Below are 20,314 nucleotides of genomic sequence, written 5' to 3'. Positions count from 1 at the left end.
CTGATAAATTTTAGATCAGGTTTTTTAAGGGCAGTGTGAGATAAACCGTTGTCTCTTGATTGCAAATACTAGTAATGAGAAATCGTCCACCATACAATTTGACAGCCTTCTCCGCAATTTTCAGTCCTAGTCCCATACCTTGTTGTTCGTAGATTTGGCGTTCAAACTGCATAAATGCGCCCAATGTAGCAATTTGTGTCTCGGTCATACCCCGTCCCCGATCGCTAATCCAGAGATGAAACATTCCATCCTTGCCTTCTCCACGCACAGTCACTAAAGTTTTTAGTTCAGAAAACTTAAAGGCATTCTCCAACAACTCATTCACAATCCATTGGAGATGGCTAGAAGGAACTGATAGCTCCACGTCTTCAATCTGGCAGACTAGGTCTTCAAGGCGGTGACATTCTTGGGCGATCGTTGCTGCAAAATCCTGAATAAATATACTCCTAGAACTATTATTACTTTTGTTGGCAGTATCCTTAGCAGTACCTTCTTCCTGAGGTAAAGTCAGAACAAGTTCGAGAAAAAGATAGTTTAAAAATTTCTGGGTCAATTTTTCTAAGCGCAGGGCTGATTGATAAGAAATATCCAACCATTCATGAATTTCCTCAGAACCCATATCATCAATACCATCGATTAAGAACTGAATCCCCGATAAAATGCCACAGAGGGGGGTGTTCAATTCATGGGGCAAACTGGAAGCAATATTACCCCGTACTGCTTGTAAATTATCTGTCAAAAGTGCGATCGTGTTCCGTTGTAGGTTGGAAAATGATTGAATGCGATCGTACTGGTTTTTAATTCTCAACATGGAGTGAACTCTTGCCATTAGCTCTAAACGATTGATAGGTTTACTAATAAAGTCATCAGCACCTACAAACAGGGCTTGGGCAAGGTCTTTTTTGTCCGTTAAAGCCGTAGCCATAATAATTGGCACGTTACTCCATTGTGGCATCGCTTTAATTTCTTTACAGACCTGAAGACCATCCATGCCTGGCATCATTACATCTAGCAAAATTAGATGGGGCTGCAATAGATCGAGGGAGGTGATCGCCTCTTTACCACTAGCCACATAATGTAATTGATAGTCTTGATTGCTTAAGAAGGTTTCAATCACATCAAAGTTATTGGGTTCATCGTCAACGACCAAAATAGATGGTTTGTTCATGGTTTTATTTGTAATAACTCATCAATTTGCGTAGCGAGTTGCTTGAGCTTGAGTGGTTTGCTCATATATCCATTCATGCCTGCCGCGAGACATCTTTCCCGATCGCCTTCCATCGCCAGAGCAGTTATGGCAATGATCGGAGTATTAATCAAGTTAGGATCGAGGCGAATTTGCTTAGTTGCCTCAAACCCATCCATACCCGGCATTTGAATATCCATAAGGATGATATCTGCGGAATTTGCCTTTGCCATGCTCACTGCTGCTTCTCCGTTTTTGGCGATGATGACTCGGTAATTGATGGCGGTCAGATAGGAGGTGAAGGTTTGAATATTCACGTCGTTGTCTTCGGCTAACAAAATAAGCGGCGCATTTTCAGGATTTACGACCAGTGGCGGTGAAGTTGTGACGGTTGGTTCAGATTCTGGAGCGCTAGACTCAGACCTTTGATAGGGCAGAGCAACGGTGAAACGGCTGCCTTTGCCAACTTCACTCTCAGCCATGATTTGACCGCCATGTAGTTCGACAATTTGCTTAACTAGGGCGAGTCCTAAGCCAGTGCCTTCGTACTGACGGTTGAGGGCGCTATCTACCTGTACAAAGGGCTGAAACAGTCGTGGTAAATCTTTAGCGGCAATGCCAATGCCCGTATCTACGACTTGAAATACGATCATTGGCGAATTTATGTCTCTAATTCGTTGGGGAATTATCGCCTCTCCTTGCCATGTACCGCCGCTACCATCGGCAACTAATAGCCTGATTTGTCCTTCATTGGGGGTGAATTTGACGGCATTGGTGAGCAGGTTGATTAATACCTGTTTCATGCGGCGCTCTTCGACATTGATCTTGTTGATATGTGGAGGAATATTACAGGAGACTTGAATTCTCTTATTAAATGCCTGTTGTTTGATAAAAGCGAGGCTGGAATTACAAAGATTTTTGACTGAGACTGGTGAAATATCCAGTTTCATCATCCCTGATGTAATTTTCGACAGGTCGAGAATGTCATTAATCAGGGATAGCAAGTGTTCGCCACTTGACGCTACTGTGCCGATCGCATTTAATTGTTTTTCGTTCAACGTCCCTAAAAGTTGCTCATGCAAACCCTCGGATAGTCCCAAAATGGAATTTAGTGGGGTGCGGAGTTCATGACTCATGTTGGCGAGAAATTCATCCTTGAGTTTGGTGGCACTCAGAAGTTCATCATTGACTTTGAGCAGTTGGATTTCGGTTTGTTTGCGAATCGCCAATTCAGATTGAACTTGTTCATAAAGATTGGCTTGGTGAATGCCGATTGCTACTTGCTTCTCAGTTTGTTCTAATAATTCGATTTGCCATGATTGCCATGCGTAGGGCTGAACGTTTTTATACAGTCCTAGCAGACCCCAGAGTGTTTCATTAATGAAAATGGGCGTGATCATGTAGGCTTTTACTTGCATCCGCTCCAATATTTCGAGATAACAGGGAGAAAAATCCGCTTGATAAATATCGGGAACAACCATACATTCATGCTTGCGGAATCGACCGCCTCTGGTTTCTTGGAGGTAAGTATCGTCCCAAGTCTTATGTACTCCATTTTCTATGAGTTTAACCCAAGCATCATCAACGGATTCGACGATAAATTCACCACCCCAATCGGGCTGAAAGCGATAAATGGCAACGCGATCTAAGTCTAATATTTCTCTGATCTTATTTACAGTGATATTGAGAATGTGGGGAATATCTAGGACTTGGAGAATCGATTGGGTAATAAAAAATAGTGCCTCTTTTTGTGTTACTAGCTGGGATAACTTAGCCTCAGCCTCTTTGCGATCGCTAATATCAAAATTAATCCCAATCATACATTTAGGATTACATTGATCGTCCCGAACAAGCTTTCCATAGGCTTTAATGAAGTGAATACTGCGATCGGGATGAATGACTCGAAACTCACAATCATACTCGGCAAGTCCTAATGAGGCTTGTTCGAGCAAAGTTAAAGTATCGCTACGATCTTCGTGATGGATCGCGTTTACCAAAATTTCAAAAAGCTGATGGGAATCAGTTTCTTTTGATATTCCATACATTTCATACATCCGATCGTCACAATCAATAATGTTCTGCGAAATATCCCATTCCCAGCAGCCGATCGCCCCAGACTCGAGTGCTAAAGTTAGGCGTTCTGTTAGTCGTTGTTTTTGTTCTTCCCATCTCTTGTGTTCGGTAATATCACGCAAAATTTTGGAAATACCAATAACTTTACCCTTTTCATCCATCAAAGGAGAAATAGTCAAGGATACATCTCGTGTACTGCCATCTTTACAGAGACGAATGGTTTCAAAATGCTCTATCCTTTCCCCTTGGCGGAGGCGAGCAATAATCATGGTCTCTTCTTCTTGGCGATCTGGAGGAATCATTAATAGAATCGATTTTCCCACGATATCATCGGTTGAGTAGCCAAACACCCGTACAGCCGCAGGGTTCAAACTAGTAACAATTCCATCTAGGGTTTTAGTAATGATTGGATCATGGGAAGACTCAACCACTGAGTTTAATAGACGAGAAGTTTGCTCATTTCTTCTTAGTTCTAGCTGACTAATGACTAGGCGACTGAGGGATTCTAGTTGGCTAATATGCTCTGGTGTCAGCTCTCTAGGCTGGTAATCGACTACGCATAAAGTTCCCAATGTATAGTTGTCAGGGGATTTTAAAGGAATTCCCAAATAAAAACGAATATTTGGGCTTTCGGTAACTGATGGATGATCGGCAAAACGCAAATCTTTGGTCGCATCGGGAACATTTAAGATTTCATTGTCAAAAACAACATGACCACAAAAAGAAATCTCGCGAGGTGTTTCTGTTTCGTCCAATCCGACACGAGATTTAAACCATTGCCGATCTCGATCAACAAATGATATTAAAGCAATTGGCGTTCCACAAACTTTAGAAGCAAGGTTAGTTATATCGTCATATTCTTGTTCTGGTAATGTATCAAGAATATTGTAGCGGTTGAGTTCAGCTAGACGATCGTTCTCATTTGTTGGTATTTGTGGATATTCCATGAGATTCTCCTCATCTATGATTTCGTAGCAGTTTCCGCATCTTGAGTAATTTTCTCTGCTTGATCTAACTCTCCGATTTTCTTATAATGTAAATCTCAAATAGGTTTTAAAAAATTTTGCTAATAGTAGAAGCTTTTTTATTAACTTCTATTTTTTTTAATTTATTTGGCTTATGTTTGAGTAAGTGATTAACTTAGGTAAGTTGCTTAAATACGTTACAAAACTTAATATAGTTATTGATACTAAAGCTCAATCGCCCAGATAGCGACATCTAGCCAGAACATGGATACTTGTCTGCGGGAAATCCTAGTGAGTTGCCCTTCAAACTTTTCACAAATCACTGAAGGAAGGCACAAAGAACACTTAGAAAAGTATAATCCGCTCTTAATTGCGATCGTATTCAAATGTTGCTGTAAGCTTCTCATCGGTTAAGCCAGCAGGACATGGTAATGAAAAGCGGGGTTTACCACCAGCCAGCATATTTTCACCATTTACACGTTAGTTGCTTGGTTAGCTAATATTTGGATGGAGTCAATTTATGGTTAATATGAATTCTTATTGTAAAGACTTCTATCTTTATTATGCAACTCAATTAAACCATACATTGCTCAAACATGATTTGATACATCTTGATGTGATGATTTTTTTTATCAACGGATGATATAAATCGTTAGGTAAATTACAATGATCAATAAAATTAACTCTGCTTCTTTAAATGCTTTGACTGTCAAGGTTAAGGATGTCTTGGCAGATATTAAAAAAGGCTTTCTGCCTATGCTTGGAGTTGTAGTAGCCTTAGTCCTAGTATTACAAGCTACCTTCTTCAGTCCTGCGGTGATCGCTGCGCCTTTTTCTAAACAAGTTGAAGGTGTAAAAATCGATATGGGAATTGATAAAGCCGCAGGAACTATTAAGGAAATCAGTCGTGATATCCGAGATGGTAGAACGGATAAGGTGATTGACAAGGTCGCTACTTCCAGCAAAGAAATCTCGAAAGAAATGGGAAATCGAGCTAAGGAATTAGCTAAAAATGTGAAAGATGGTACCAAGGAAAATATTGGTAAAGTTGAGAATGCCACCAAGACTGCTAAGAATGATATTGGTGATGGTGTAGAGAAAGCTAAAAATGCGGTTGGCGATCGCACTGATGAAGCTTTAGATAACACTAAAGAGCTATCAGAAAAGTCTGGTAACAAAGTGGGAGAAATGGTTGATTCTGTTAAAGATTTTCTAGGACAGTAAGAACCAAGACAGCTACAGATTTTAGATTTTAAATATTGGAGAAATTAGATAGAATTTATTTAGTTCATTTTAATTGGGCTAGTGGCAGGTGCCTTAGCTGGTCGTTTAGTTCAAGGAAGCGGATTCGGCATAGTTGGTGATATCGTTGTCGGTATTATTGGTGCATTATTAGGAGGCTTCCTATTTAGTACTTTTGGAGTTTCCACTGGTGGTGGCTTAATCGGTAGTTTACTGGTAGCAACTATTGGGGCAGTAGTCTTACTATATGGAGTTCGGTTAGTCTCAAGAGCTTCGTAATTACTCTTTTTTCTGGCAGCAATTTAGAGCAGACCTGTCATTAATTATCGAATATTCCCCTTATGTAATGGGAACCATATAGTCCCTAACTCTATGTTATTGGCGTAAATATTCTTTAGTTGAGTGACAGGAAAAAGCTTTCAATTTTCAATTTCTGTCATAGTTTTAAGCCATTTATTTCAAGTCATTTATCAGGAAAAGTCAACATGAATAATGAAAAGATAAGTTCTACCAATCAAACGGATTCTAACCCTGATCCTATTACTGGAGAATCAGGCGCACATCCTTTGGGAACAGGTGTAGGTGCCGCAGGTGCGGGTGCCACTGCCACAGTGATTGGTGGAGTTGTGGGAGGACCAATCGGTGCGGTAGTTGGAGCTGTGGTCGGATCAGTGGTAGGAGGATTAGCTGGTAAAAGTACCGCCGAGCAAATTAATCCCACAGTTGAAGATACCCATTGGCGGGCAAGCTATAGTTCTCGTCCATATGTGGAAAAAGGAGCAGTATACGAAGACTATCAACCTGCCTATCGTATTGGCTATGAAGGCTATGCACGCTATGGCAAGAGCGGTCAGAGTTTCCATGATGTTGAATCAGATTTACATCGGGATTACGATGCGAATAAAACTGGATCTTTGAGTTGGGAGCAAGCTAAACACGCAGTTAAAGATGCATGGGATCGAGCAGCTACATCTGTACCGAGTAGATAGTTAATCAAATCCAGTAATTTAATAGCCCTTCTTCAGACTTAATCCAAAGCTGACTAAGGGTTCAGATTTAATTCGTTTCAAGTAATCACTCATACCTTTTAATTTAGGGGAATATATACTATGTCTGTACAAATAGAAGATACCAAACGGACTGCGATCGCAGTAAAGCTATCAGAGATGAAGGCTTTACAGAATTTACTTATTTCTAATGAGGAAGCTTTGATCGAAGCCTGTCCTGATCGGGAAATTACTAATCGGTTAGAGAGTTTACTCCGTGATGATCGCAAGAACCTAGGAATTATTGAAACTGTAATTGTGCAGTATGGCATTAAAGCTGAACCAAAAGCTAAAGTGCAGAAAGAGATGGAAGAAGTGCAAAAGATCATGAAGGATTCAGATGTCACTTTATTTGAGAAAGTTGCCAAACATGAACTCCTCACCCATACACAGGCAATGGCAGGAGTACTTGTGCATAAGGCTGGTCAAGTAGTTGGTGCGGATATTGCCGTGGCGATCGCTCCTCTTAATGGAGTTAACTTTGATAATCGTGGACATGAGGAGCAACTGAAAGGAATTATGGAATCCTTGAGTACATTAGAACTCACAGGTCTGCCTTCTGATAATGGTCTATGGTCAAGGGTTCAGGATACCATCGCAGCCATTAGTGGAGTTGCGGGTGGTATTATAAGTCGTAGTGATCATGAAATTGGGATCTGTGACTTAATTCGATTGGATCATACTAAGGTCAATACCCTATTTGCCCAGATTAAAGCTACTAATGATCCGCAAAAATTACAAGAGTATTTTGGGCAGATATACTTAGACTTATCCGCTCATTCTGAAGCTGAAGAGGAGGTTGTCTATCCCGCCGTCCGTCCATATTATAACGATATTCAGGAACTGTATGACGAACAAGCAAAAGCGAAGAATCTTTTAGAGCAGATCAAAGCTATGAGTTGTGAAGACACGGTGGAATTCAAAACTGCGGTAGAGGGTTTGATGATTGCTGTCACTGCTCATATTAAAGAAGAGGAAGATGAAATGTTTCCTCGTATTAAAGAAAGTTTTGGCGATGAACAGCAGAAGCTCATGGCTACTGAATTTAAAGCCGCTAAAAGTAAGATTCAAGACCAGCGACTAGCCCTTGCTGCTCAGTAGATTTTCTGCGGGCTTGCCCTAATTGACCTGCTTGAGTAGAAGTTATGGTAAGTCTATCCTGAGTCGGCGTGGAATTGATGATTGGGGAATCTATGATGGGCATAAGGGTGCGGATAAAAATTATTAGCCTGCACTCTTTATAAAGAAGGAGCTGTTGATCCATAAGCAACCTAAGGACTGATCGGTATCCCCTTGGCAAGATAGGAGAGCCTTCTCTTTATGCCTAATTTCTAAAGAAATTTAAGTTGAAAAATAAGTTAAATAGTAAGAAAAATGAATAGAAAAATAGTCACCCCCTTTGTGGTTGGGATCTTAATGATTGCCACCTCTGCTTGTAATGATGCCAAAACTACATCCCAAGCTCCAGAGCCTAATTCAACTAATAATAGCAATTCCGCTCCGATCGCTCAAAATTCACAAGATTCTAAAGTGGCTAAGGATGATGCTCAAAGTGAAGTTCGCCAAAAACAGCTAGCGGCAGATATTCGAGCTAGGGAACAACGGAATAACGTGGCAGGCGATCAGCTAAAACGGGATGATAGCGATCTTGCCAGTGAAGTGCGAAGCAAATTAGAAGCTAATATTCCAGGTGGTAATCTTACTGTTGCCGCTAAAGATGCGATCGTCACTGTGTCAGGTACCGTACCTAAACCCGATCAGATTCCTAAAATCCAGAAGTTAGGAATGGAAATCAAGGGGGTAAAGAGTATGGCTGTTACGGTGAAGTTGGCGCCCCAGTCAAATTTGTCTATTCCCAACAAGTATTCCTAGATAGCGATCGCCACAATTACTTTTGCAAATACTTCTACAGATCTTAATTTGAGCATTCTCATTTACGTTTTGTATTCTATTCAATTAATTCAGTCAGGAAATCAAATACTTACCTGTAAGAGTAAATGGGATAAATATCCTGACTCTTAATCCTTTCATGTTTATTAAGTTAGGAGAAATTCTATGACAAGTTTATCTGGTAAACACGCCTCCTTTTGGATCGACTCAACTCCTGTCACTACTTATCCCTCTCTTGAAAATAGGCTTTCAGTCGATGTTGCCATTATAGGTGGTGGCATCGTGGGACTCACTGTAGCGACATTGCTAAAACGGGCGGGAAAAACCGTTGCGGTAATTGAGTCTAGACAAGTTGCCTTAGGTGTCAGCGGTCATACAACTGCTAAAGTTACAGCATTACATCAACTGATTTATGCGGATTTAATTGAGCAAATTGGACAACAGAAAGCAAAACTTTATGCAGAATCAAATCTAGCTGGAGTTGAGCAAGTTGCCGCTTTTGTCTCTGAAGAGCAGATTGATTGTGATTTTAGTCGTCAAAGCTCTTACACTTTTGCTGAGCGAGATATTGAGCTAGATCAAATTAAAGATGAAGTGGAAGCCGCTCATAAACTAGGACTTCCCGCGACCTTTATTACAGAAACATCACTACCATTTGCGATCGCAGGAGCAATCAAGCTTGAAAATCAAGCTCAGTTTCATGTTCGCAAATATTTGCTACATCTTGCTAAAAATATTGCTGGCGCTGGCAGCTATTTATTTGAGAATACTAGGGTTCAGAGAGTTGATGATGGTGATTCCTGTTACGTTGTTACTGATCTGGGTGTAATTAATGCCCAAGATGTAGTTGTTGCCACGAATCTACCGATTCTAAACCTAGGGCTTTTCTTCGCCAAAACCTATCCTGAACGCTCCTACATCGTGGGTGCAAAAATCGATCCCGCGAAAGCACCGCAGGGAATGTATATCGGTAGCGGAAAATCTTCTCATTCGATTCGCACCACTCCCTATGAGGATGGGCTACTCCTACTGGTTGGTGGTGAAGGGCATAAAGTTGGCACAGTTACTAATACTGAGGAACGGTATCAAAAACTAGAATCCTATGCCCGCGATCGCTTTGGTATTGATACCTTTGCATACCGTTGGTCAAACCAAGACATGGTGTCCTTTGACAAGCTTCCCTACATTGGTAACTTGACTCCCTTCAATAAACACATTTATGTCGCCACAGGATTTAGTCTCTGGGGCATGTCGAAGGGAACTATGTCTGGGATGATTCTCTCCGACTTAATTCTCGGAAAAGACAATCCTTATACAGACCTGTATGACTCACTGCGTGCAACTCCATTTGTAACAGTGGAATCGGTCAAACAAGAAGCTAGTGTGGTAACTCGATGGATTGGCGATCGCTTCAAAGGTTTATTATCTTCTTCCTTTAGCGAAGTGGCTAAGGGTGAAGGCAAACTACTGACCATTGATAATGAAAAGGTCGCAGCTTACCGCGATGAACAGGGAACTATCCATGCTGTCTCGGCAACATGTACTCATCTCGCTTGTATTGTGAGTTGGAACAACGCTGAGAAAAGTTGGGATTGCGCTTGCCACGGCGCAAGATTTAGCTGTGACGGCAAAGTGATTCAAGGACCTGCTGTCAGGGACTTGGAGCAAGTCGTTAACTAAATTCATCACCTTGGTGATGGACATAATGTGTGGTTCTCTGCGCTGCACATTATGCGCTTCTCAAATCATTTTTATGTTTAGAAATTTGGAGTCAAAAATGGAAAAGTATATCTGTAAAACCTGTGGATATGTCTACGATCCTGCACTCGGCGATCCAGACTCAGGCATTGAACCTGGTATTCCCTTTGGAGCTTTGCCCGATGATTGGGTTTGTCCCAAATGTGGAACTCCCAAGGCTGACTTTGAGCCAGAAGATACGCCAGCTACAGACGTTCCTTTAATGGAACCAGTCTAAGAACTCATTTAAGAATTGCTCTAGATTCCCTCAGCCCCCCCCCTTTTTAAAGAGGATTGAGGGTGATCTCTTAGAGTCTTTAACCAACACTATTCATTAATTCAGGAAAATTATTATGCAAACAATTAATATTGGACTAACCGATACCCAACGCCAAGGCGTGATCGACCTCCTCAACAACGACTTGGCAGATAGCTATTTGCTATTAGTCAAAACGAAGAAATTTCATTGGGATGTGGTAGGACCTCAATTTATGACCTTGCACAAACTATGGCAAGCGCATTATGAAGCCCTCACCATCAATGTGGATGTGATTGCCGAACGGATTAGAACTTTAGGTGGTTACCCTGTCGGAACGATGGAAGGATTTCTCAAAATCTGTTCTCTCAAAGAAGATGCTGGAAAAATCCCCACAGCAACAGGTATGGTATCGCACTTGCTAGCCGATCATGAACAAGTGGTACGCAATTTGCGTGAACATATTGAGAAATGTAGCAACAAGTTTAAAGATGACGGAACCGCAGACTTTCTTACAGGTTTGATGGAACAGCATGAGCAAATCTCATGGATGCTGCGTTCTTTTGTTGAAGGCGAAGCGATCGCATCCAATGGTGCAAAGCCAGAACCTAGTAAAAAAACTGTCGGAGTTTAAAAACTACGATATTGCCTCAGAAAGAACCATTCATGAATGGGCTTTTCTGGGCAATAAGTAAGTCACCGTAAAACCTAGAGCAACCTAATACTTAAATATATGTCTATTTTTCCCTTAGCTCCACTAATTATCTTGCTGCTTGGATTACTTTCTACAGCATTGTTTGGTTTTGGCTTGTATTTTGTAATTGGTTGGTATCTGGGTTGGATTACAGTTATCGCTTTATTTATTTCGGGCATTGTCATGTTAGTTTTTAGCCTATTAGGACGCTTTGTGATCCTATGGCTGCTAGCTAATCCCGCCGATAATGAACCAACGCCTTCGCGTTCCCGAGAGGTTAAACAAATCCATCGACCAGATGGGACAAATATTCACGTTGAATTATTCGGAGATCGCGATGCTCCACCGATCATTTTTACCCATGGGTGGAGTTGTAATAGCACGCATTGGTACTACATTAAACAAGCTTTAGTGGATGAATTTCGCTTAATCCTATGGGATGTACCAGGGAGTGGAAAATCTGGACAAGTTCCTGCTCATGATTATAGTATGCAGAACTTAGCAACCGATCTGGAAGCGGTTCTGCATTTGGCAGGAGATAAACCAGCGATTATTTTTGGACATAGTATGGGGGGCATGATTTTATTAACATTCTGTCGTCTATTTCCCCAACATTTAGGAACGCGTGTGGCGGGTATTGGTTTAGTTAATACTACTTTTACTAATCCAGTGCATACAGCTCCATTTGCAAATATTTTGCAAGTCTTACAAAAGCCCTTATTAGAACCCCTCCTTTACTTAATGATTGGTTTATCGCCACTTGTCTGGGCGCAAACATGGTTGAGCTATTTGAATGGAACTTCACATATTTCTGGAAGATTTTCTTCTTTTGCGGGTCGTCCCACTAGGGGACAGTTGGACTATTTAATTAATCGCTCGGCACGAGTCTCACCCTCAGTTTTAGGGCGACAAATGTTAGGGATGATGCATTACGATGCCACTGAAGTTCTCAAAGAGATTGAGATCCCAACTTTGATAATTTCTGCGAATAAAGATGGGGCTACCCCTGTTGAGGCAAGTCGCTATATGCATGAGCAAATAGAAAATTCGGAATTAGTAGTTCTAGCGCCTTCGGGACATATGAGTATGATGGAGCAACACCAAGAATTTGTGGAGGCAGTAGCCAATTTTGTTCGTCACTGTTCTCGTTCAACTTATTCTTCTGTAAACTAATGGAAAAACACATTTTTTAATAAAGATTAGATAATGTTTAAACCATGTTATTTGTGACATTATTGGCGATCGCCCAGAACCTGAAATATACGGGAAATTAAGATTTACAACATTCCTACACAAATGAATCAATTAGTTCATTGTCAAACAAATAGGTATACATGATTTCTAACATTAACCTGTAAAGATGTGATTGAGTACATAAATTGTCTGCATCACTATTTAGGAGTCTGAATTATGAATCATCGCAAGATGTCCTCCAACTCTCAACGTTCCCTGATCAAATGGGAAATTTATGGAGTTGGTGGTTTAATGTTTGCAGGTATGCCTTTAATCCTAAATACCCAACCTAGCAATCGTCTCAAAACTTTATTAAAAGCCACTATTTTAAGTATAGGTTTAGCAATTGTATTGCCCGTTCCATTTCTTCTGGCACAGACTGAGACAAATAATCCAGTTAATCCTTCTAATAATCAGCCTATAAATCCACTGATTGTACCCGCGCTGCCAAGCCCAAATGGTTTTCCCACTTATCAAATTAATTCCAACAATCCTAATCCCAATGTTTCTCCTAACAGTGTGAATAATCCTAAGCCACCAAGCCCAAATGGTTTTCCCACTTATCAGATTAATCCCAATAATCCCAACCCCAATGTTGCTCCTAATAGTGTGAATAATCCCAAGCCACCAAGCCCGAATGGTTTTCCAACTTATCAGATTAATCCCAATAATCCCAATGTTGCTCCTAATAGTGTAAATAATCCTAAGCCACTAAGCCCGAATGGTTTTCCAACTTATCAGATTAATCCCAATCCTAATGTTGCTCCTGATAATCTACCCAATCCTGCAAACGGAGGAAGTAAACCATAGTATCTGCTTTAGTAGATAAATACAGATATTCTTCTAACTTCCCTTCTAATTCTTTTCTAGGCTGAACTGATATCACTTAAAGTAAATTTTTTATTAGGACAGATTATGACTTCTCCAACTAAATATCAGCAAAAAAAGATTTTTCCCTTTTCTAACTCTTTATTAAAAGCCACTATTCTCAGCTTGGCGATCGCAATGGTAGAAATATGTCATTCGATATGGCTAAAGCTGACAATACCAATAGTTTTACTTAATTAATAACACTATTAATCTTTTGAGAATTCCTCTAAAATATTGGAAATATTAACTATGTCTAACCCAGTCTTTAGCCCAAGGCTTTCGACATGATTTTCCCAATTTGGACTTGACTGTTTTGGTCTACGTTCCCGACAAAAAGCTGATTTTAACTGACCACTACGATCATCAGTTCAAACAAATTGACCATCAACTTAGCTAATCACTTTTTTTTTACGCAAATTTAATAAAAATTACCATGAATAATTCAACTCAAATACCTCGAAACTTTGATGATAACTATTGGCGACAAAAGTATGGTACCCATCCTCATCATGATAAAAGTATCTGCTACGAAGATTATCAATCAGCCTATCAGTCAGGGCATGAAGGATACGATCGCTATTCTGGTAAAAGCTTTGATGAAGCAGAAACTGAACTGAAAAGTGATTATGAAAAACTAGCTCAAAAAAGTGGAATCAGAGTACCATGGGAACAAGCTAAAGATGCCGCACGAGAAGCTTGGGATCAAGCAGGAACCAGCTAATCATTAATATCTTCCAAATTTTAACTAACAACCCATGAAGAACGCCGTAATTTTTTTTGGTAATCTTTTTCAGCCCGATCGCATTACCTCGGCGGAAATGGAGCCAGAGTTACAAACAGCGATCGCACGGATTCAACCAAATCAAAGGGATGATCATTAAGCCCTTACACAAAATTTATGCATTATTTAATATTGGCAACAGACTACGATGGCACCTTAGCTACTAATGGCAAAGTATCAGAAGCGACTCTAGATGCACTCAAACGATTACAAAAATCTGGACGCAAGCTAATCTTGGTTACAGGAAGGCAACTAGAAGATCTTTGTGAGGTATTTCCTGAAGTTAACTTATTTGATTGTGTGGTAGCTGAGAATGGAGCAGTATTATACTTTCCGTCAACTCGAGAAGAATTATTACTAGGAAGTTTACCTCCAGAAAGTTTTGTGCAGAAATTGCGATCGCTAAATATTGATCCCCTCTCGGTCGGCAAAGTGATTGTGGCAACATGGGAACCCAACGAAACAGAGGTGCTTAATGTAATTCGAGAACAGGGCTTAGATTTACAGGTAATCTTTAATAAAGGTGCGGTGATGGTCTTACCAGCAGGGGTCAACAAGGCTTCGGGACTAGCTGCCGCACTAGGTCGAATGAATTTATCTATGCATAATACGGTGGCGATTGGGGATGCTGAGAATGATCTGGCTTTTCTAAAATTATGTGAGTATTCAGTGGCTGTTGCTAATTCCCTACCATCGGTGAAGAGTGAAGTGGATTGGACAACTGCAGGAGCTAGAGGTGATGGCGTAATTGAATTAATTGATCGACTATTAGCTCAAGATGGGGAAGAATTTTCGCTTTTACCGGAGCGTAATCGGATCATATTAGGAAAACTTCAAGGGGATCAGGAAGTCTATATTCAGCCACTGAACCGTAATATTTTGCTGGCAGGAATTTCGGGTGGGGGGAAATCAACTCTAGCGACGGGATTACTAGAAAGGTTTAGAGATAAAGGCTATCAGTTTTGTATTATTGATCCTGAAGGAGACTATCAAAACTTTGATGGCACAGTAGTATTGGGAAATGCGCAACAGGTTCCGAATCCTACAGAAGTAATAGCCATTTTGAGTAAGCCTGAGCAGAATCTGGTGGTTAATTTAATCGGGGTAAAGCTTGACGATCGCCCTCTATTTTTATCACAGCTATTGCCTTCTTTATTAGAAATGCGAGTACGGACAGGAAGACCCCATTGGATTGTGATTGATGAAGTTCATCATATGTTTCATGCAGATTGGAATGCTGCGGTGACTTTACCTCAGGCTGTAAATGGAATTTTGATGATTACAGTTCATCCCGAACACTTAGCAGCTTCCGCTTTGTCTTTGGTTGATACCATCATTGCGGTTAAGTCACCGATGAAGACAATTACAGATTTTTGTAAAAGCGTAGAATATGAATTACCAACCGAGCCATTACCATCAGAACTGGTGGCTGGAGAAGCAGTTGCATGGTTTCTAGATAATGAAGAGCAGCCGTTTCAATTTCAGGTAATCGCCCCACGCCAAGAAAGACAACGACATATGCGCAACTATGCTGAAGGTAAATTGGGTGAAGATCGGAGCTTCTATTTTAGGGGTGAGGATGAGAAATTAAATTTAAGAGCCCACAACCTAATTATGTTTATCCAATTAGCGGCAGGGGTAGACGATCGCACTTGGCTATATCATTTACAGCAACAAGATTACTCAAATTGGCTCCAAAATTCGATTAAAGATAAGACCTTAGCATCGGAGGTTAGCCAGATTGAATTAACTACGGATATTTCACCTGATGAAAGTCGCGATCGCATTAAATTGGCAATTGAAAAACGCTATACCTTATCTGCTTAATTTTTAAGCTCTTGATAATCAAAATAATGATTAAATCCTGGATGGCGATCGCCACAATTACGCTCATAGTTTCTTTAGGAGCAAATCTATTCACTTCGCCTAGCGATCGCAGATGGTTTATGGAGCTTCGTCGTCCCCGTTGGCTAACTTTTGAGGTACTCATCCCCGTAATTTGGACATTAATTTTAATCTGTGGCGGCATCTCTGCTTATCTGATTTGGGAGGAGGAGCTAGGTAGCATAAGAGGTTGGGTGATTATGGCATTTTATCTGTTACTAGAAATTATGATCATCGCCTATATTCCCATTACCCAGCGATCGCGCAATCTTAAATTAGGAACTTGGGTGGGATTAATCGGCTTTGGCATGGGAGTAGTCCTAGCTCTGGAAGTATGGCAAATCTCTAACTGGGGAGCAATCTTACTTCTGCCCTATCTAACTTGGAGTCCAATTGGTTCATATGCTACTTGGGCGATCGCCCGTCTCAATCCCAGCTAAATCTCTAAGTTATGATTATTATCTATATGGCAACCCACATCAAGTTACTAATTCAGAAAAAGAAATAAACCAGAATCATCTAATTTTTAGGCAATCAATTATCACCAAGCAAAGCTACGGTTTAATCAACTTACGGATGTTCTCTTTAATAAGCATTAATAAGCACCACGATTTGAAAGCCAATTTATCTAAAGAATTAATCAAGGATCATGACGACATCATGAATATTTAAGAGGTATCAATACAAGATATACATTCCTGCATCAACTCAAATAGGATTTCAATCATAGATAGTTGATGGTATTAGAAGTCAAAAGACTATTCAAATGCTAAATTTTTGGGGAAACTACAATGCAAAATAAAACTGAACTTGCGTATATAACTCTATGCAATTCATGGTTTTCTGGAATCACCCCTCAAGCAGAAATTTGGAATGGTCGTCCCGCTGAGCGGCGTTCAAACAATAGAGGCTTTAAAAGTCTTGGGTGAACTGTATCCAGATAGTTTTCAAAGAAGTGATTCTAAGATTCAAAATAAATAACTCACTTTACGCCTAACTAAGATTCTCCTTCAGCCCGTGTTAGCAAATTGCCAATTATCTGAGTTAAGAGAGTTTGAAGACTACCTCCTCAACTATTGCTGTGCCCCACCTGCTACTAAAATAGGACTTTGTTTTTTTAAGTAGATCAATTGAATTATAAGGGTAATTAGTAATGAGCTTTAAAACATTAGTTTTCTATGGTTCCTACAGAAGTGATCGCCAAGGCATTAAAGCGGTTAAATTCATAATTAATCAGCTTAAGCAAAGAAATCATGAAGTTGTATTTGCTGATGCTATGGATTATGACTTCGGGATCTTAAACCGAATGTACAAAGAGTATGAAAAAGATCATGCTCCCCCAAAAATGGAGAAATTAGCCACTCATATCCGCACTGCCGATGGCTTCATAGTTGTAGCTGGAGAATATAATCACTCTATTCAGCCAGGATTGAGTAATATGATGGATCATTTTCTAGAGGAATATTACTTCCGTCCTGCGGCGATCGTTTCCTATTCGGTTGGTAAGTTTGGCGGAGTAAGGGCAGCGATTCAATTATGTTCTTTTTTAACAGAGATGGGGATGCCTACAATTTCCAGTATTTTTTCTATTCCAGAAATTAGTAAATCTCTAGATGATAGTGGTATTTATCAAGAAGAAATTCTACCGCAACGATTAGTTAGGGTCTTGGATGAATTGGAGTGGTATGAAGAAGCTTTGCAACGTCAAAGAATGGATAAGGGAACGCCATTTTAGAGAAAAATAATTATTACTTTCAAGATATAAACCAATGGAAAACACATTCTTTAATCAAGTATTTCGCGATCGCAACGGCAAAATTGTTATGGCGCAGATGCCGAACTTACCTCTCATAGTCTGGATTGCAGCTAGTTTATTAAAGCTGATTTTTAGCACAGGCAGACTTAATATGGGACTGGAATTAATCGCTTTTGGTACCTTATTTACTTGGGCTTGGGAAGAATTGTTTCAAGGCGTAAATTATTTTCGTAGAACATTAGGTCTAATTGTGCTCGTTGGTCTGGTTGCATCGAAAATTCAATAACTTTACTAGCGATCGCAGCGAGAATTTAAGCCGAAAAAGCATAAAGTCTTACATGCAGCCGCAGTAGAAGAAGGTGACTATTTTACAGATTAGTTTAGGTAGATGGTAAATACAGCAATTAAGCTGCCAAAATGGAATCGCAGAGTATTAATAGAGGAAATATGATCGTTTCAATGAATATCAATCCAGAAAAGCTGGAAGTGAAAGTGCATCCTCATTTCGTGATTCTGACGATGGCAAACGGGAATAGATCAACAGAAATTACAACCCTATTTGATCCCAGCCACATCGACAAGCTCCATGAAATTGTTAATGCTCTGTATGAAATTCGAGCTAACGGCGATCGCAATATTCCTCAAATTCGTCCAGAGAATATTTAAGCTATTAGGTAGTTTACCCTTCACTAAGTTTGAAGAACATGGTTATTCTTTGAGAATCAAATAGGACATATATGCAAGAAGGATTACCAGCTTTATCTATTCTCAGAGTTGCTCATGATCTGTATCACGCCAGCCGAGATATGAGATCGCCCGCATGGCATTATTGCATTGCCTATAGCTCTGATAACCAAGTAGCGATCGCCAAGAAATCTGACCATATCATCATTGGGTGGGCAACCTCTCAAGATGAGGCAGTCAAATGGATCGAAGCAAGGGAGAAACAAATCACCGAGTCTGAGCAACCTTAAATGTCCGACTCACCCTAATTCCTCCCGCCTTAAGTGCATTAATCCTTTGCTTAGTCGTCAATACAGACTCACCAATCTTTTCCGCCAATTCTGCCTCCGAATAGCCATCCGCCATCAGCATATACAGCTTTAAGGTCTTGGCAAATAATGGGTCTAAAAGCTCTGGCATCTGATCCAAAGCCTTAGCGATCGCCAATAGTTTTTTCTGATCCTTAGACTCGATCGCGATTGCCCTCAAGTTATGGGAAATCGTGGCATATTCTTGAATTAATAATGCCGCTTCTTTAATTTTGATTCTTGATTTTTTATCCATAAATACTTTATAAGTACAGAAATATAATCAGGTTAAGTCATTTTGCCTATCTAGAAGTTAGAATCACCATAGAAAGCAGTAGCAGGTTTATGAATATTGAATATAAACATGGAGAGGAATCAGGTAATGCCACTTGGGTCAAGTTTTTCATTAATGGTTTAGAAAAATTCGCAGTTAAAGATGGCGATAAATACCAATGTAAACATATCCCAGAAAGTACAGTATTCACAATCTTTGAGCAATCAGGTGTAAAAACTAGCATTGATGTCTTTGAGTTTATAGTCGCTCAGGCAAATCCTGATGGGTATGAAATCTTTACGACTGGTAACCAATATATCAAAGGTAATTTCACAGTTCTAGTCCAAGGCAGTGGCAAAGTTAAAGCACAAAGACTAATGGAATGGTGGCAGAGTTATGAAGGCAACCAAAAATATGAATATGCCCTGCACTGTGCCAAATATATTGATAAACGAGGCTTGAAATTCTGCCCACCCTTGGAAATACCTGAAGTAGAAATTAAAACCGAAGTATCCCCAGAAATCAAAGTAGAAGTCCCCAAAGAAGCGCAAGAAGAAGCCAAAGTGAAACCTAAAAAAGAAGTGGTAAATTTACCAACAGGGGTATGGGTCAATCCCAAATCCATTACGATCAATGCTGGCACCCAGACCCGCAAAGCATCTAGCGAGAAAGTTCAAGAATATGCCGAGATCATGGCAGAGGGTGAATGGGATTGGCAAAGAAAACCATTAATTAAAATATTTGATGATGGCAAGAATAAATATCCCTCCGATGGACATCACCGCATTGAAGCCGCCATCTTAAATGAAATTGATCAGATATTTGTGCAAGTGGTGAAAGGGACTCTGAGAAATGCAATCTGGGAAAGCTTTGCCAGTAACAAACACCACGGACTCAGTTTAAGCCGAGAAGATAAAGCTAAAAGAGTAAAAGCAATTTTATCAGACCCAGATTGGCGGAGGATGAGCGATCGCGATATTGCTACCCATTGCGGAGTCACACATCCCACCGTTGGCAAAATGCGAAAGCTGCTTGAGGAAAGTGCTAAACCTAAATCTAATCCAATTATTGAAGCGACCAAGCAAGAAATTCTGAGTGTTAGCCCACCCAAGGATTTAAGCAATCCATCATTATCAAATCCTGAACCAAATCCAGAGCCTCAAAATTACAGTCAAGCAGTTGGAGACAGAATCAGCAGCCCTAGCTCAGTTAAGAACTTGATTGCGAATGAAATTAAACATACCAGTGAAACTCTGGAAGATATGATCATCGCCCTCGTGGAGAAGTTCGGGGCAAAGACCGTCGCCGAAGCTGCCATCGATGAATGCGAAGAGGAAGAAGTAAGAGAAATCGTATCCGTTCTCAATCATCAGTTAGCAGCACTTTAGCAAGATAA

Annotated in this window: 23 protein-coding genes; 20 read left to right on the top strand and 3 right to left on the bottom strand. The window is 40.3% G+C overall.

Annotated elements, in window-relative coordinates; all coding sequences use genetic code 11:
• Window positions 1-10: 10 nt before the first annotated feature.
• Window positions 11-1,168: a hybrid sensor histidine kinase/response regulator gene (locus SYN7502_RS17950; protein WP_015146399.1), complete on the bottom strand. Its 1,158-nt coding sequence runs from the start codon at window positions 1,166-1,168 to the stop codon at window positions 11-13.
• Entirely contained in the window at window positions 1,165-4,206 is a 3,042-nt protein-coding gene (locus SYN7502_RS17945) for a GAF domain-containing protein (RefSeq protein ID WP_015146398.1), read from the bottom strand. Before SYN7502_RS17945 ends, SYN7502_RS17950 begins: the two co-directional genes overlap by 4 nt.
• 684 nt (window positions 4,207-4,890) lie before the next feature.
• On the opposite strand from SYN7502_RS17945, the gene SYN7502_RS17940 reads away from it, so the two are divergent.
• The 19 genes from SYN7502_RS17940 to SYN7502_RS17860 all read left to right on the top strand — a co-directional run bounded on the left by SYN7502_RS17940 (window position 4,891) and on the right by SYN7502_RS17860 (window position 18,587).
• Window positions 4,891-5,448 carry a hypothetical protein gene (locus SYN7502_RS17940; RefSeq protein ID WP_015146397.1) on the top strand — a complete coding sequence of 186 codons (558 nt, stop codon included), beginning with the start codon at window positions 4,891-4,893 and terminating at the stop codon, window positions 5,446-5,448.
• Between the two features lie 81 nt (window positions 5,449-5,529).
• Window positions 5,530-5,745, top strand: a complete 216-nt coding sequence (locus SYN7502_RS17935) for a GlsB/YeaQ/YmgE family stress response membrane protein (protein ID WP_015146396.1) — start codon at window positions 5,530-5,532, stop codon at window positions 5,743-5,745.
• Window positions 5,746-5,951: 206 nt separating this feature from the next.
• Entirely contained in the window at window positions 5,952-6,455 is a 504-nt protein-coding gene (locus tag SYN7502_RS17930; RefSeq protein WP_015146395.1) for a hypothetical protein, read from the top strand.
• A 120-nt stretch (window positions 6,456-6,575) separates the two neighbouring features.
• Window positions 6,576-7,613 carry a hemerythrin domain-containing protein gene (locus SYN7502_RS17925; protein ID WP_015146394.1) on the top strand — a complete coding sequence of 346 codons (1,038 nt, stop codon included), beginning with the start codon at window positions 6,576-6,578 and terminating at the stop codon, window positions 7,611-7,613.
• 273 nt (window positions 7,614-7,886) lie between these two features.
• On the top strand, window positions 7,887-8,384 hold the full coding sequence (locus SYN7502_RS17920; RefSeq protein WP_015146393.1) for a BON domain-containing protein: 498 nt from the start codon (window positions 7,887-7,889) through the stop codon (window positions 8,382-8,384).
• Window positions 8,385-8,567: 183 nt separating this feature from the next.
• Window positions 8,568-10,082: an FAD-dependent oxidoreductase gene (locus SYN7502_RS17915; protein WP_015146392.1), complete on the top strand. Its 1,515-nt coding sequence runs from the start codon at window positions 8,568-8,570 to the stop codon at window positions 10,080-10,082.
• 97 nt (window positions 10,083-10,179) lie between these two features.
• Window positions 10,180-10,377: a rubredoxin gene (gene rd, locus SYN7502_RS17910; RefSeq protein ID WP_015146391.1), complete on the top strand. Its 198-nt coding sequence runs from the start codon at window positions 10,180-10,182 to the stop codon at window positions 10,375-10,377.
• A 115-nt stretch (window positions 10,378-10,492) separates the two neighbouring features.
• Entirely contained in the window at window positions 10,493-11,029 is a 537-nt protein-coding gene (locus tag SYN7502_RS17905; RefSeq protein WP_015146390.1) for a Dps family protein, read from the top strand.
• 99 nt (window positions 11,030-11,128) lie between these two features.
• On the top strand, window positions 11,129-12,262 hold the full coding sequence (locus tag SYN7502_RS17900) for an alpha/beta fold hydrolase (RefSeq protein ID WP_015146389.1): 1,134 nt from the start codon (window positions 11,129-11,131) through the stop codon (window positions 12,260-12,262).
• Between the two features lie 237 nt (window positions 12,263-12,499).
• On the top strand, window positions 12,500-13,132 hold the full coding sequence (locus tag SYN7502_RS17895) for a hypothetical protein (protein WP_015146388.1): 633 nt from the start codon (window positions 12,500-12,502) through the stop codon (window positions 13,130-13,132).
• 105 nt (window positions 13,133-13,237) lie between these two features.
• On the top strand, window positions 13,238-13,390 hold the full coding sequence (locus SYN7502_RS20365) for a hypothetical protein (RefSeq protein WP_015146387.1): 153 nt from the start codon (window positions 13,238-13,240) through the stop codon (window positions 13,388-13,390).
• A gap of 235 nt (window positions 13,391-13,625) precedes the next feature.
• The gene (locus tag SYN7502_RS17890) at window positions 13,626-13,913 is read left to right on the top strand and encodes a hypothetical protein (RefSeq protein ID WP_015146386.1); all 288 of its coding nucleotides are present in this window, start codon (window positions 13,626-13,628) and stop codon (window positions 13,911-13,913) included.
• A 34-nt stretch (window positions 13,914-13,947) separates the two neighbouring features.
• The gene (locus SYN7502_RS21235; RefSeq protein ID WP_256377889.1) at window positions 13,948-14,073 is read left to right on the top strand and encodes a hypothetical protein; all 126 of its coding nucleotides are present in this window, start codon (window positions 13,948-13,950) and stop codon (window positions 14,071-14,073) included.
• 17 nt (window positions 14,074-14,090) lie between these two features.
• Entirely contained in the window at window positions 14,091-15,800 is a 1,710-nt protein-coding gene (locus SYN7502_RS17885; RefSeq protein ID WP_015146385.1) for an HAD family hydrolase, read from the top strand.
• 26 nt (window positions 15,801-15,826) lie between these two features.
• Complete coding sequence (locus SYN7502_RS17880) at window positions 15,827-16,297, top strand: TspO/MBR family protein (protein ID WP_015146384.1); 471 nt, start codon at window positions 15,827-15,829, stop codon at window positions 16,295-16,297.
• 713 nt (window positions 16,298-17,010) lie between these two features.
• Window positions 17,011-17,592 carry an NADPH-dependent FMN reductase gene (locus SYN7502_RS17875; protein WP_015146383.1) on the top strand — a complete coding sequence of 194 codons (582 nt, stop codon included), beginning with the start codon at window positions 17,011-17,013 and terminating at the stop codon, window positions 17,590-17,592.
• A gap of 34 nt (window positions 17,593-17,626) precedes the next feature.
• Window positions 17,627-17,899, top strand: a complete 273-nt coding sequence (locus SYN7502_RS17870; protein WP_015146382.1) for a hypothetical protein — start codon at window positions 17,627-17,629, stop codon at window positions 17,897-17,899.
• 161 nt (window positions 17,900-18,060) lie between these two features.
• On the top strand, window positions 18,061-18,279 hold the full coding sequence (locus SYN7502_RS17865) for a hypothetical protein (protein WP_144050318.1): 219 nt from the start codon (window positions 18,061-18,063) through the stop codon (window positions 18,277-18,279).
• A gap of 71 nt (window positions 18,280-18,350) precedes the next feature.
• Window positions 18,351-18,587: a hypothetical protein gene (locus SYN7502_RS17860; protein WP_015146380.1), complete on the top strand. Its 237-nt coding sequence runs from the start codon at window positions 18,351-18,353 to the stop codon at window positions 18,585-18,587.
• Here SYN7502_RS17860 and SYN7502_RS17855 read toward each other — a convergent pair.
• A complete protein-coding gene (locus SYN7502_RS17855; RefSeq protein WP_041430371.1) occupies window positions 18,565-18,900 on the bottom strand; it encodes an ECF-type sigma factor in 336 nt (111 codons plus the stop codon). The two genes, SYN7502_RS17860 and SYN7502_RS17855, sit on opposite strands and share 23 nt — an antisense overlap.
• An 89-nt stretch (window positions 18,901-18,989) precedes the next feature.
• Between SYN7502_RS17855 and SYN7502_RS17850 the strand changes: the two genes are divergently transcribed.
• A complete protein-coding gene (locus SYN7502_RS17850; RefSeq protein WP_015146379.1) occupies window positions 18,990-20,306 on the top strand; it encodes a hypothetical protein in 1,317 nt (438 codons plus the stop codon).
• Window positions 20,307-20,314 lie beyond the last annotated feature (8 nt).

It is taken from the genome of Synechococcus sp. PCC 7502 (assembly GCF_000317085.1).
GTDB lineage: Bacteria > Cyanobacteriota > Cyanobacteriia > Pseudanabaenales > Pseudanabaenaceae > PCC-7502.
The sequence above is the reverse complement of the archived record's forward strand: the minus strand, read 5'-3'. Positions and strand labels throughout refer to the sequence as shown.

Bases quoted from the DNA above. Each gene is read 5' to 3' on its own strand.
- SYN7502_RS17950 (WP_015146399.1), bottom strand. From the start codon at position 1,168: ATGAACAAACCATCTATTTTGGTCGTTGACGATGAACCCAATAACTTT.
- SYN7502_RS17945 (WP_015146398.1), bottom strand. From the start codon at position 4,206: ATGGAATATCCACAAATACCAACAAATGAGAACGATCGTCTAGCTGAA.
- SYN7502_RS17940 (WP_015146397.1), top strand. From the start codon at position 4,891: ATGATCAATAAAATTAACTCTGCTTCTTTAAATGCTTTGACTGTCAAG.
- SYN7502_RS17930 (WP_015146395.1), top strand. From the start codon at position 5,952: ATGAATAATGAAAAGATAAGTTCTACCAATCAAACGGATTCTAACCCT.
- SYN7502_RS17925 (WP_015146394.1), top strand. From the start codon at position 6,576: ATGTCTGTACAAATAGAAGATACCAAACGGACTGCGATCGCAGTAAAG.
- SYN7502_RS17920 (WP_015146393.1), top strand. From the start codon at position 7,887: ATGAATAGAAAAATAGTCACCCCCTTTGTGGTTGGGATCTTAATGATT.
- SYN7502_RS17915 (WP_015146392.1), top strand. From the start codon at position 8,568: ATGACAAGTTTATCTGGTAAACACGCCTCCTTTTGGATCGACTCAACT.
- rd (WP_015146391.1), top strand. From the start codon at position 10,180: ATGGAAAAGTATATCTGTAAAACCTGTGGATATGTCTACGATCCTGCA.
- SYN7502_RS17905 (WP_015146390.1), top strand. From the start codon at position 10,493: ATGCAAACAATTAATATTGGACTAACCGATACCCAACGCCAAGGCGTG.
- SYN7502_RS17900 (WP_015146389.1), top strand. From the start codon at position 11,129: ATGTCTATTTTTCCCTTAGCTCCACTAATTATCTTGCTGCTTGGATTA.
- SYN7502_RS17895 (WP_015146388.1), top strand. From the start codon at position 12,500: ATGAATCATCGCAAGATGTCCTCCAACTCTCAACGTTCCCTGATCAAA.
- SYN7502_RS20365 (WP_015146387.1), top strand. From the start codon at position 13,238: ATGACTTCTCCAACTAAATATCAGCAAAAAAAGATTTTTCCCTTTTCT.
- SYN7502_RS17890 (WP_015146386.1), top strand. From the start codon at position 13,626: ATGAATAATTCAACTCAAATACCTCGAAACTTTGATGATAACTATTGG.
- SYN7502_RS21235 (WP_256377889.1), top strand. From the start codon at position 13,948: ATGAAGAACGCCGTAATTTTTTTTGGTAATCTTTTTCAGCCCGATCGC.
- SYN7502_RS17885 (WP_015146385.1), top strand. From the start codon at position 14,091: ATGCATTATTTAATATTGGCAACAGACTACGATGGCACCTTAGCTACT.
- SYN7502_RS17880 (WP_015146384.1), top strand. From the start codon at position 15,827: ATGATTAAATCCTGGATGGCGATCGCCACAATTACGCTCATAGTTTCT.
- SYN7502_RS17875 (WP_015146383.1), top strand. From the start codon at position 17,011: ATGAGCTTTAAAACATTAGTTTTCTATGGTTCCTACAGAAGTGATCGC.
- SYN7502_RS17870 (WP_015146382.1), top strand. From the start codon at position 17,627: ATGGAAAACACATTCTTTAATCAAGTATTTCGCGATCGCAACGGCAAA.
- SYN7502_RS17865 (WP_144050318.1), top strand. From the start codon at position 18,061: ATGATCGTTTCAATGAATATCAATCCAGAAAAGCTGGAAGTGAAAGTG.
- SYN7502_RS17860 (WP_015146380.1), top strand. From the start codon at position 18,351: ATGCAAGAAGGATTACCAGCTTTATCTATTCTCAGAGTTGCTCATGAT.
- SYN7502_RS17855 (WP_041430371.1), bottom strand. From the start codon at position 18,900: ATGGATAAAAAATCAAGAATCAAAATTAAAGAAGCGGCATTATTAATT.
- SYN7502_RS17850 (WP_015146379.1), top strand. From the start codon at position 18,990: ATGAATATTGAATATAAACATGGAGAGGAATCAGGTAATGCCACTTGG.